This is a genomic window from Bifidobacterium sp. LCP19S3_E9 (assembly GCF_052121135.1).
GTDB classification, from domain to species: domain Bacteria; phylum Actinomycetota; class Actinomycetes; order Actinomycetales; family Bifidobacteriaceae; genus Bifidobacterium; species Bifidobacterium thermacidophilum.
The window spans coordinates 185,783-197,892 of sequence record NZ_JBQKEV010000003.1; the positions used below are offsets into that span (position 1 = coordinate 185,783).

The window sequence follows — 12,110 nt, forward strand, 5'->3', positions numbered from 1 at the left end:
GTATAGCCACGAAAGGTTGTTACGTTGGACGGGCATTGGAAAGACTTACCGTTACAACGATGGTGTTGTGAAGAGATTCTGCTCATTAAGCCTTGTACGGAAGGCCCGCTTCGGCGGGCCTTCTCGTTTGTTCGGGCACTTGTTCGATCGTATCCCCAAGCAATAGGCCAGTGTGCGTCCAGTGTTCCGGTGGCTGGGCGGTGCGTGTGCCTGCTGCAGTCCTTTTCCCAAACTGGTTACGCTGGGATGGTCGTTAGCGTAACTAGTTTGGGTGGTTGGCCGGCACCGGTTTGTGCGACTGTTGGTTTGGTTGTGTCTGTTTGTCGCCGTCCCTTCTACAAACTATTTACGCTGAGGCGGTCGTTAGCGTAACTAGTTTGGGTGGTTGACCGGAATCGAGTGTGAGAGGTTGTCCTGTCATGCGTGTCGCGGTTTCGAATCCTCATGCCGTCACTTTCGAGCGCGGCCAGAATGTGTGTCCAGAATCAGCACGGACCCGTTGCGGCGCAAGGCATACGGGCGGTTCGAATGTGCCAGATTGGCGGAATGAACACTCCGCGATGCCCCAAATGCCACGGCACCCCCGACTGACCCGCCACCGGATACACATTTTGTCCTATAACCCTCGGGGCGGTCTTGATACACCGCGATACCATGTGCTCAGTGCTGATATCTGCGATATCTGTAGTACTTGCCCGGCCGTATCTTGCGTATCTGTGTTCATCGGCGCCAGAGACCCGAAGTAGCGTCGTTGAAATTCCGCGGGTCGTACTCGCGGTATCGGACCTATCCGCACACAGATAACGCAGATGCAATCCGCGAGGTACTACAGTCAGTCGAGATACACGTTGCCAGGCACCATCAAGTACCGCAAATACGCAAGATACCGACGTCAAACCACCAGTGCGGACCGCAGATGATTACAAACACTCCCGTCCACAGCCTGACTCCGCCATCCGTCAACGCGGAATATCATCGCGCCGTTTCATACGCGTCACCGGTGATGACCCCTGACACCCGCCAGTGCGGGAGGGGCATCATCACTTGTGGTTCGTCCCGATTCGCGATACCGAGTGACCCTGAGACGCGCGAAACCATGGCATCACGTGAGGAACAATCGCCCGCACACCAGCCAGAAACCCAGCCACACCGCGGGAATCATCTTTCGACCACATTCCCGGTTCGAAGTGGCGCTCGAGCGCCCATACCGTGTTCGATTGGATGGTATGACATCACATACATCACCAATGACACATATGACACATGCGAATACGCACCAATCTGAACAGGTCACCCACCCTAACGTGGTGGCGAACGTCCACTACCGTGCTGAGACCGATTCGTTCGGCGTCCCATGTTCGTCGCCGGTGTACCGCGCGCCGAATGCGGCGATTGTACTGTCGGCGAGCGGCGGACTCGGTACAAGCACCTTCGCGGCGCTGCTCGCGCAAACGCTGCACGGTCTATACGACGACAGGGACTTCGCCTTGGTGGACGCTGACCTGTCCGGCGGCGGACTGGATGTCCTGCTTGGCATGGAAAGCGAGCTTGGCGTCCTGCTCAATGCCGTCACGGCTCCGTTGGGCGAGGTGGACGGTGCTGCCTTGCGTCGTCGGCTTACCACGTGGGATGGCGTTGACGTACTGTCCAGTCGCCCGTGGATTTGCCCGATGCCGCAGGATTGGGAGATTGCCGTGGCGGTCTGCGCACTGGCCGAGATGTATGACATGGTGGTTGTCGATGCGGGGCGTGCCGGGTATTCGCCCGGTGAAGCGATTCCGTTGCCGCTCAAAGGCTCCGCGATGATTCTGCTGGTTGAATTATCCGTCCTCGGCACGGTCCGCGCGCAGGCGTGCATTGAGGCGCTGACCGGCCGGGGCAGTCGACGGTCGTCCGATCACCGCGCCACGCTCGCCGATCGTACCGCTTCGGGAACGGTCACAGAGGACGATATCGCGCTGGTCGGGGTTCTGCCGCCGACCGCCCGTGCATCCGCCCGTGGTGTGATTGGCGTTGATGAGGCGGCGGAATACCTGGGCATCGACGTGCTGTGCAGCATCCAGCCTGACACGCGGTTGTGCGCGGCGATACTTGAGGGGACCGGCTTGCTCAAGCCGAACCGGGCGAACGCGAAAGCATTGCGCACTGTGGCATCGTGGCTTGATGCCAGAAGGACGGGGTCGGCGAGGAGTTGGGAGCGGCGATGACTGCGATGAATGCAACGGTCGCAACGGCAATGATTGCAATTATTGCAACGACTGTGATGATCGCATCGTCGATGATTGCACCTCAGATGGTGGAATCTGGGATGGCTGTACTTGGGATGACTGTTCCTGCAGCGGCTGTATCTGGGATGACAGCGGGAGCAATGCCGACAAGAACTGCGATGGGAACACCGGCATTGAGCGTATCGGCGACACCGGTGGTGACTACGACACTGACAATGACTGTGACAACGGCGATGACTGCAACGGCGCCGCTAGCGTCAGAGTCAGTCTCGCCGTTTGTGTCAGTGCAAGCGCCAGTTTCGCAGCCAGTGCCAGTACCAACATCAGTCCCGCTGACAGCAACAACACCAATGGCCACACCAGAGGCCACCCCACCGACTCTGCCGCCATCAAGCGCGCCGGCTCAATTCGCCGCAACGAGGACATCGCATGAATCGTGATGATCCCCGGAATAACGCAAGCGCCAAAGTCGCAAGCCCGGCCAGCCCAGCCAGTCGAACAAACTCAGCAAACTCAGCAAACCCGGAAATCCCCGCGCCCGCAGCGCCGCGCAGAGCATTGTCCATCGCGTTCGGCCCGTTGCAATGGCTGGCTCAGGACGCCCAGGTCACTGATATCGCGGTGACCTGCGACGGCGGGGTCTGGGCCGATCGCGGGGCGGGCATGCTTCCGTGCCGCATCGCCGTGCCGTTCCGCTCGCCGCATGTCGTTCGCGATTACGCCGTGCGGCTGTGCGCACAGATGGGCCGTCGTCTTGATGACGCCTGCCCGATTGCGGACGCGTCAACAGCTGACGGAATCCGCGTCCACGCGGTCATCGCGCCGATTGTGCCACAAGGCGCCTCGATTTCGATCCGTCTGCCGGGAAGCCTGCCGCCAACATTGGAATCGTTGTGTGCCTCCGGCATGTTCCCGCTGGCATGGCTTGCCCTGCTGGACGGCTTGGTTCGCGGCCGTGCCACGATACTCATCACCGGCGGCACAGGCGCCGGGAAAACCACGCTGCTCAAGGCGTTGCTCGGTCGTTGTGAAATCGGCGAGCGTATCGTCAGCGTCGAGGAAGTCCGCGAGCTTGGCGAATTGGCTGCGGTTTCCGGCGGCAATCATGTGTCGCTGGTTGCTCGGGAGGCGAATGTCGAGGGCGCTGGGGCGGTGGGCTTGCCTGAGCTGGTGAAGGCGACACTCCGGATGCGCCCCGACCGTGTGGTGTTGGGTGAATGCCGCGGTGAGGAGATCGCTGATTTGTTGCGTGCGTTCAACTCCGGGCATCGTGGTGGAGCCACGACCTTGCATGCCGATGGCGTGGAGCGTGTGCCTGCACGGTTGATATCGTTGGGGTTGCTGGCGGGGCTTGACGCTCGGGCTTTGGGTATGCTCGCACAGGACGCGTTTGATGCGGTGATCCATGTGGAGCGTACGTCGACCGGGCGGCATATCGCGCAGGTGGGCACCCTTGCGGTGGTTCACGGCGCTTTGGTCGGAGTGCCGTTGTTGGCATGGGATGGTGTCGGCCGGCCGCTCGCGATTGAGGGGTGGCAGGATTTCGCGGCACGCTGGCTCGCGTCGGCGGCGACATCGTGGCAGGGCCATTCGCTGAAGGTGGCGGAAGTGTAATGATTCTGTGGCCGTTGATCGCCGCAATCTGCTGTGCGGCGTTGCTGATGTTGCCGGTGTGGGATGGCGTGTCGTGCCGAGGGCGGTTGCGCGATGCCGCTGATGGTCGGGCAGTGGAGCCGCCCGCAGCCGCGGGATTGGATGCGGCGCTGGCGATGTTGACTGCCGGGGTGCGTGCGGGAGGCACGTTGGAGGATTCGCTTTCCAGACTTTCCGGGCAGCAATCGGGGCAATCGAGCCAATTGTCAGGCCAGTCAGATCAGTCAGGTCAACCCACCCGATTATCTGGCCTATCGGGGCACGCTGTGGACCGGTTTGCGGTGATTCGAGCGCTCGCTGCCCACGCTCGGGACGGCGAGTCGGCGTATCTTGAGCGGATTGCGGCGGAAGTGTGTGCCGCCGCGCAGCTGAGCGGTCGCTTGGGTTGCGAACTGGGGTCCTGCCTGGAAGCGGTAAGCGCTTCGTTCCGCCGCTCGGTGGGCCGTGACCAGCTGGTCGCCCAAGCGAGTGCGATGCCGAAGGCGACAGTGAAGCTGCTGCTCGTTTTGCCGTTCGGCACCTGGGGGTTCGGCGCCCTGCTTGGCGCGCATCCGTTGCAGACTCTGCTCGGTTCGCCTGTCGGTGTGGCGTGTCTGTGCCTGGGATTGTCCGGGTATGCGGCTGGTGCCGTGTGGGTGCGTTCCATGGTGCGTTCGGCTTTGCAGGAATCGTAACCGGCGGCTGCCGGGCTGGAAAGGGGAGCTGATGGGTGTGCAGGCTGCCGCAGCGTTTGCGGTGTTGGCCTCGTGCTGCGTGTCATTGTTGTTGATGCTGCGTAGGTCGGGACCGTGCATGATTGGCCGGATTGATGTGGCTCGCCGGCTTGCGGATGATGGGCTACGTCCGAGCGATGCGCTTGTGGTGCAGATGCTTGCGGTCGCGTTGCGTAAGGGCGCATCGGTTCCGTGCGCGTTGGACGCGGTGGGCGAGTTGACCGGAGGATTGACCGGGGACGCGCTGTGCGCGGTCTCGCGACGGTTGTACCGGGGTACGTCGTGGGATGATGCGTGGCGGGTCGGGGACGATGCCGGTGTCTCGGCGTGTCGGCTGATTCGTGAGGGTTTGCGTGATTCGTGGGAGCATGGGTCTTCCCCGGTGCGCGGATTGGAATTGGCGGTGCAACGCGCCGACCGTGACGCCCGCCATGCCATTGAGCAGGCGGCGGCGGGGTTGTCGGTGCGGATTCTATTGCCGACGGCGTTGTGTTTTCTGCCGGCGTTCGTTGTGATTGGCGTGGTGCCGACTGCGATGTCGCTGATAGGAGGCTGAGCGGGTCGTTTGTTGTTTCGATGGCGCGTTTCGCCTGGCGACTTGACGGAACCCGCCTGGAACCGACCGGAATCAGGGCGGAATCAGTGCGGATGACATGGACGGATACATGGACGGGGATGTGGATAAGTCGATGTGGATAACAGTCGTCTTTCGACCACATTGCCCGTTCGAGCTTCCCTCGCGAGGTCCCGGTCGGGCACACTGGGGATACCGCCAAGGCAGGCGGTGCCCGGAGCCTCGGGCCATATCAGAAAGGAACAACCATGACCGGCATTCACCAACCCTTGATGCAAGGGAAAACAGGATTCATCACAGCCATGCGGAGCGCTCCGATAACGGCGGCGCGCAAAGCCAAGGAACGTGCGTGCATGATTGACGCGAAAATCCGCCTGATGGCCGTCGAACCGCAGAAAGGTGCGGCGACCGCGGAATACGCGATGGTTCTCGTTGCTGCCTGTGGTTTCGCCGCTGTGCTGTTCGCGGTCATCAAATCGGATATCGTGAAGAATCTCGTGCTCGCTCTGATCAAGGGTGCTATGGAGTTGAAGAAGGGCTGAAATGGGATACGCATGTGAACGGCCCCGCATGAGGGCAGCCGGAAGCCACGGCGCCGTGCAGGGGATGGACGGCGCATCGGGCGCTCGCAGAAATGCCGATGGGGGATTCGGCATGTCGGCGGCATGGCCCACTCGGTTGTCGGGGGAACAGTGGCCGGGGGAATCCGGCGCCGCGCGGGGCCGTTCTCATGCCCCTGAACAAAATGGGCAGCGGGGTGCCATCACCGCGGAATTCGCGATGGTGCTTCCCGTCGCGGTGGTGCTCATGGCGATGGTGCTTTCGCTGACGCATGTGGTGACCACGTCGATGGCGTGTCAGGACGCGGCATCTTCAGCTGTTCGCGAAGTGGTGGTCGCCCGGGTGCCTGCGCACGGCGAACAGGCGCGGAACATCGCATCGACGGCTGTTGCCGCGGTCGCGGGGAAAGACGCCACGGCCACGATCTCGGAGGATGGGGGACTGGTCACTGTGCACACGCAGTGCCCGGTCGTGTCCGGGATGAGCAGCGTCTTGCCGGCATCGGTGCAAGGGTCTGCGAGCGGAGCGTCCTCGTGACCGGTGTTCGCTGCCATGGGCCCTGTGAGTCCCGTGAGCCCCATGAATCCCGCGAATCCTCTCCATCCCGTGAACAGGGGTCGGCGGTGGTGCTCATGGTGATGATCATATCCGTCGCATGCGTAGCGGCGCTTGCCGCCGCCGGCGTCGGCCATGCGAGAATCACCGGGAATCGTGTCAGATCGTGGGCTGATGATGCTGCGGTGTCCGCCGCAGTGGCGCTGAGTGAAGGCCATCGCGACCCATGCGCGGTGGCAGGGCGTGTCGTTCGCGCCGATGGGGCTGGTGTCGCGGCTTGCACAGTCGATGGCGAGGACGTCACGGTGAGCGTGCGCTACGAATACCGGCAGGGTTTCGGCATGATGATTATGAAAACCTCTCGCGCCGGACCCGTGGCCTGTGGATGAGGCGGTGTGGCGTGTTCTGCCGCAACGCTAGATTGGTGAAAGGGACACTGGTGGTCGCGGTGCGGTAGCCTGCGCCGCGTATGCTTGTAGGGCACGTTTGCGGCCTATGAAGGAGTTGGACATGGCGTTGGCATTGTATCGACGGTATCGTCCCGATACGTTCGACGGGGTCATCGGACAGGATCAGGTGACCGTACCGCTCAGCCGGGCGCTTGACCAGAACAGGCTCACCCATGCGTACCTGTTCTCCGGGCCGCGCGGATGTGGCAAAACCAGTTCCGCGCGTATTCTCGCGCGGTGCGTCAACTGCGCGAAAGGCCCCACGTCTCATCCGTGCGGTGAATGCCCGAGCTGCAAGGATCTCGCCACAGGAGGACCGGGATCCATCGACGTCGTGGAAATCGACGCCGCAAGCCACAACGGTGTCGATGATGCCCGCGAACTGCGTGAACGCGCAGGCTTCGCGCCCGCTCGCGACCGGTACAAGATCTTTATCCTCGACGAAGCGCATATGGTCACCCAGCAGGGGTTCAACGCGCTGCTCAAAATCGTTGAGGAACCGCCGGAACATGTCATGTTCATCTTCGCCACGACGGAACCGGACAAGGTGATTGGCACGATTCGCTCCCGCACCCACCATTACCCGTTCCGCTTGGTTCCGCCTGAAATCATGGGCCCGTACCTCGAGGGAATCTGCGAGAAGGAACAGATCAAGCCGGAGCCGGGCGTGCTCAAGCTCGCCATGCGCGCGGGCGGCGGCTCCGTACGCGACACCCTGTCGGTGCTCGACCAGCTGATGGTGGGTTCTGAGCATGGCGTCATTTCCCATGATTCGGCGGTTGCGCTGCTCGGATTTACCCCGGATTCTCTGATCGGAGAGGCGATCGACGCGATTATCGACCGCAACGGTGAACAGCTGTATGGGGTCGTGCAGAAGGTTGTGATCGGCGGATTCGAGCCACGACGTTTCGTGGAAGATCTGCTGGCGCGTGTGCGCGATCTTCTGGTGCTCACTTTGGGTGGAGACCGTGCCGAAAGTGTGCTCAGCGACGATGCGGCAGTCGAGGATATCGCCGATTTGCACCGGCAGGCGTCCGCCCTGGGATTGCGCTCGCTGACATCCATTGCCGACACGATTAACGACACGCTCGGCACGATGAGCGGTGCCACGTCGCCCCGTATGCGTCTGGAACTGCTGGTCGCCCGCCTGCTGGCAGGCCGTGAGGAAAGCGTATTCGGTCCGTTAGTCACGTCTTCGGCGAATATGACGGCCCAATCCGGTGCTCCGGTTCAGCAGCGCGCCGGCAATCCTCCGATGCGCAGCGGTTTCATCGATTCGACCCGCAACAAGCGCAAGGGGCAAGCCCAGACTGCCGCGTCAGGCAACCCCGCCGCGCAACCGTCAAGCAATGCAGACACTCAGGCGGTGGCACGCCAGCAGGCCCCTGCCGCGCCATTGCCGGACCATGCTGCAACAGGAGTGCGGACGACGGAAACACAGACATCCGGTACACCCGGTACGCAAGCCGACGGCGTGCAGGCATCTGTTGCACCCGCCACACAGCAGGCCGGTGCACCCGCAATGCCGCCGACCGCTGGAAGCAATCAGGTCCCGCACACTGGCGGCGCGACCGCACCCGCCATGCCTGAACCGCAGGACGCCCGCAGCGTCGAGGAACGTTGGCAGACCGTTCTGGCCAAGTTGCCGTCGGATATCCGCGAATACGTTGACCAACAGCGGGTGCCGTCCGTCCGGCTCATCGCCGGTCCCGCCGGGAAATCCAAGCTCCTCATGACTTTCGCCAAGCCCATCGACCAGCACGCCTTCGCGCTTGCGGTGTCGTCCGACGAAGCGTATGACGGCAAGAAAGCGGCTGTCGTGGTGCAGGACATCGTCAAGGAAATCTTCGGCGATGGCGCGCGCATTTCACCTACTCCGACCGCGGCGAACGGAGAAACCGTAGAATCCATCAGACGCATGTCGCCCGAGCAGGTTAGCCAGGTCAAACGTGAAATTGCGCTCGCAAAGGCGAAACAAAGCGCAGCCACCCTTGCCGCGGTGACGGTCGGTATCCATGCAGGTCCGACCGGCAAGGAGGCGAAGACTCCGGGGCAGTCCGGTGACGACACACAGGACGCCGACGACCCCAGCCACCGAGGACGGGGAAGCGCCCAAGCGGCGGCGGTCGCAGCGCCGACGGCTATGATGACTCCGCCCGCGATGACGTCCGCCGCACCTGCCTCTTCCATGATTCCGGCGGGTTCTGGGCCAATCGCGTCCGTCGATGCGGCATTTGCCGAGGATGACCCATGGTTGCAGCCCTTGCCGGTGCACAAGCCGACAGGAGACAATGGTTCGGTGCCGTCTGCGATCGGCGGATCCCCGTCAAACCTGGTCGACCAGAGCGGCAGAGGTGGCCAGAGCACCGCGCAGCCGCATCACGACAAGCACGTGGCGGTGCCGGACATCAGCGATGGCATCGATCCATGGGCGACACCGGCCACGCCTGCGACACCGACAGCTTCAGCTGCTTCCGCCGCTCCGGCCATTTCAGCTGCACCGGACGCGTCGAATGCATTCGCGACGCCCGCCGGGCAAGCTACGCCGACGATGCCGTCCGCCGCACAATCAGGCTCGGCAACCCGGAGCAATCCCCGGACCCCGGTGCGCCAGGGCGAAGGCGATGTATGGGGTTCCATGCCGGCAGCAGGAGCACAGACCGCGGAGCCACAGGATTATCCGGAACCGGTGGAGCTTCAGGACGACCCTTGGGCCCAGCAGCCGGGCGACCTCGGTGCACACAACCCGCAGCCGTACTCCGGTGTGTCGGGCGGCTCGCAAGTTCCGCCGGAGGAAGACGAGTACTCGCTTAACGACGAATCGCTTGGAACCGCCGCGGCACTCAGCGTCGAAGAACTCAAAGAACTCTTCGAAGTGAAAACGGTCGAGCAATTCGCCCCCGACGACCCGAAGAACCCGAAGAACCTTCAGCCGCCGAACCGTCACAACGACATGGACGCTTCGTCCCAGAAATAACAGGCGGATAGCATGCAGAACCCCGCAATCGCCTGACCGGCGTTATATCGCCGGGGTTTGGCGGGACACCCGCTCAATCGGCAGATTTATCGTAAAAGGAGCCCAACAATGGCATTGGCATATGACGGCGCGATCCAACGCCTGATCGACGCATTCGCCAAACTTCCCGGCATCGGCCCCAAAGGCGCGCAACGCATCGCTTTTTATCTGCTGTCCGCCAACGACGACGAAGTGCGCAACCTGGTCGAGGCGATCACCGACGTCAAAGAAAAAGTGCGATTCTGCGACGTATGCGGCAACGTGTGCGAGACCAGCCCCTGTCCGATCTGCTCCGACCCAAGGCGCGACCAGTCCATGATCTGCGTGGTCGAAGAGCCCAAGGACGTGATGAGCATCGAACGCACCCGCGAATACCACGGCCTGTACCACGTGCTCGGCGGTGCCATCAACCCGATGGCCAACGTCGGCCCGGCGGACCTCAACATCCCCAAACTGCTCGAGCGCCTGCAAAACCCGGACATCAAGGAGATTATCCTCGCCCTCGACCCGAATATCGAAGGGGAAGCGACCACCAGCTACCTCAGCCGTCTGCTGTCGCCGCTCGGCATCAAAGTCACCCGGCTCGCCAGCGGCCTGCCCGTCGGCAGCGACCTCGAATACGCGGACGAAATCACCCTCGGCCGGGCACTCGCCGGCAGACGTGAGGCGTAATGCGCAAACACCTTGCCATCATGCCGTTCCGCATGGTGGTCACCGGCTATCCTGCCGAATTGCGCGACTCGTATAATCGTCCCACTTGCGTACAATACGGGCGCAGGACATTCCTTTAGAGAAGATAGGACAATCGTGGCTCTTATCGTGCAGAAGTACGGCGGCTCCTCGGTCGCCGATACTGACTCGATCAAGCGTGTTGCCAAGCGCATCATCGAAACGAAAAACGCTGGCAACGACGTCGCTGTAGTGGTTTCGGCTATGGGAGACACCACCGATGACCTCATCGACCAAGCGATGAGCATCGATTCGACCCCGCCGGCCCGTGAAATGGACATGCTCATGACCGCAGGCGAGCGTATCTCCATGAGCCTGCTGTCCATGGCGATTCACTCCGCCGGTTCCCATGCGTACTCGTTCACCGGGTCCCAGGCCGGTTTCATGACGGACGCGCGGTTCGGTGCGGCGCATATTCGCGCCGTCAAGCCTGACCGTGTCCGCCATGCGCTTGAGAAAGGAAGCGTTGCCATCGTCGCAGGCTTCCAAGGCATCAATGAGGACGGCGACGCCACCACGCTCGGCCGCGGCGGTTCCGACACATCTGCTGTCGCCTTGGCTGTTGCACTTGGCGCTGACGTATGCGAGATTTACACCGACGTTGACGGCGTGTTCACCGCCGACCCGCGTATCGTCCCGACCGCCCGCCGCATCCCGGTCATCGATTACGAATCCATGCTTGAAATGTCATCCTGCGGTTCCAAGGTGCTCGCCCTGCGTTGCGTCGAATACGCGCAGCGCTTCGGCATGCCGTTGCATGTGCGCAGCTCCTTCTCCCACCGCAACGGCACACTGATTCTGCCCGAGGGCGTCAGTCCCGCATCGGTGCCGAACCTTACACGCAGATAGTATCCGGAGGATTCCGGGGCGCCTGTGCAAGGCGCACGACACACGACATATCCATACCAACACAACTGTCCGCAACACAACCGCAAGTTGCACTGATTCGAGGAAACAATGAACGAGAACGATAACAAATCCATGGGCGACCTGTTCCCCGACCTCGGTCCCGAGACCCCGGTTATCTCCGGTGTCGCGCACGACCGCAGCGAGGCGCTGGTCACCGTGCGCCGCGTGCCGAACGAGCCCGGCATGGCTGCGAAGGTGTTCACCAAGCTCGCTGAAGTCGGCGTGAACGTGGACATGATCGTGCAGGCCAGCGCCTCCACCGGCACCGCCGATATCTCCTTCACCGTCCCAGAAACCGCCGTCAAGCAGGTGCAGGATTTGCTGCAGAACAAGCATGATGAGCTCGGCTACCAGTCCTTCGACGTCAACACGAGCGTTGGCAAGGTCGCTGTAGTCGGCGTGGGCATGAAGACACACGCTGGTCTGGCCGCAAAGTTCTTCAACGCGCTGAGCGACGCGGGCATCAATGTGCTGATGATTTCCACGTCCGAAATCCGCATCGCGGCTTTGGTCCCGCTCGACCAGCTCGATGACGCGGTGCGTGCGTTGCACACCGCGTACGGCCTCGACGCCGATCAGGTGGAGGCCGTGGTCTACGGCGGCACCGGTCGCTGAATCGCCGGGCTGAGAGCTGCTGAGCCGCAAACTCGGTGATGCTCCTGTCTCGGGGCGGCAGGGCGTTGATGGTGCGAAGGCCCGTCGTCGGTTGTATGCCGGCGGCGG

The 12,110-nt window shown here is 62.4% G+C and carries 11 protein-coding genes; all 11 read left to right on the forward strand.

The annotated features are described in order from the left end of the window. Positions 1-1,247: 1,247 nt before the first annotated feature. The 11 genes from ACTQYB_RS02665 to ACTQYB_RS02715 all read left to right on the forward strand — a co-directional run bounded on the left by ACTQYB_RS02665 (position 1,248) and on the right by ACTQYB_RS02715 (position 12,002). The gene (locus tag ACTQYB_RS02665) at positions 1,248-2,207 is read left to right on the forward strand and encodes an ATPase (protein WP_441481794.1); all 960 of its coding nucleotides are present in this window, start codon (positions 1,248-1,250) and stop codon (positions 2,205-2,207) included. A 585-nt stretch (positions 2,208-2,792) separates the two neighbouring features. Continuing rightward, complete coding sequence (locus ACTQYB_RS02670; protein ID WP_441481818.1) at positions 2,793-3,842, forward strand: CpaF family protein; 1,050 nt, start codon at positions 2,793-2,795, stop codon at positions 3,840-3,842. Next, positions 3,842-4,555 carry a type II secretion system F family protein gene (locus tag ACTQYB_RS02675; protein ID WP_441481796.1) on the forward strand — a complete coding sequence of 238 codons (714 nt, stop codon included), beginning with the start codon at positions 3,842-3,844 and terminating at the stop codon, positions 4,553-4,555. Before ACTQYB_RS02670 ends, ACTQYB_RS02675 begins: the two co-directional genes overlap by 1 nt. 118 nt (positions 4,556-4,673) lie before the next feature. Then, on the forward strand, positions 4,674-5,150 hold the full coding sequence (locus ACTQYB_RS02680) for a type II secretion system F family protein (protein WP_441481797.1): 477 nt from the start codon (positions 4,674-4,676) through the stop codon (positions 5,148-5,150). Positions 5,151-5,416: 266 nt separating this feature from the next. Then, positions 5,417-5,710 (forward strand): DUF4244 domain-containing protein, encoded by a 294-nt coding sequence (locus ACTQYB_RS02685; RefSeq protein ID WP_029576051.1) that lies wholly within the window; start codon positions 5,417-5,419, stop codon positions 5,708-5,710. A 28-nt stretch (positions 5,711-5,738) separates the two neighbouring features. Beyond that, complete coding sequence (locus ACTQYB_RS02690; RefSeq protein WP_321046631.1) at positions 5,739-6,266, forward strand: TadE family protein; 528 nt, start codon at positions 5,739-5,741, stop codon at positions 6,264-6,266. Next, positions 6,263-6,673, forward strand: coding sequence for an Rv3654c family TadE-like protein (locus ACTQYB_RS02695; RefSeq protein ID WP_275039741.1), 411 nt, complete (start codon positions 6,263-6,265; stop codon positions 6,671-6,673). The genes ACTQYB_RS02690 and ACTQYB_RS02695 overlap by 4 nt, the downstream gene beginning before the upstream one ends. Before the next feature lie 121 nt (positions 6,674-6,794). Continuing rightward, positions 6,795-9,710, forward strand: a complete 2,916-nt coding sequence (dnaX, locus tag ACTQYB_RS02700; RefSeq protein WP_441481798.1) for a DNA polymerase III subunit gamma/tau — start codon at positions 6,795-6,797, stop codon at positions 9,708-9,710. A 108-nt stretch (positions 9,711-9,818) separates the two neighbouring features. After that, the gene (gene recR / locus ACTQYB_RS02705; RefSeq protein ID WP_033506663.1) at positions 9,819-10,421 is read left to right on the forward strand and encodes a recombination mediator RecR; all 603 of its coding nucleotides are present in this window, start codon (positions 9,819-9,821) and stop codon (positions 10,419-10,421) included. Between the two features lie 135 nt (positions 10,422-10,556). Further along, positions 10,557-11,327: an aspartate kinase gene (locus tag ACTQYB_RS02710; RefSeq protein ID WP_081966540.1), complete on the forward strand. Its 771-nt coding sequence runs from the start codon at positions 10,557-10,559 to the stop codon at positions 11,325-11,327. A 108-nt stretch (positions 11,328-11,435) separates the two neighbouring features. Then, positions 11,436-12,002, forward strand: coding sequence for an ACT domain-containing protein (locus tag ACTQYB_RS02715; protein ID WP_029576046.1), 567 nt, complete (start codon positions 11,436-11,438; stop codon positions 12,000-12,002). Positions 12,003-12,110: the final 108 nt, after the last annotated feature.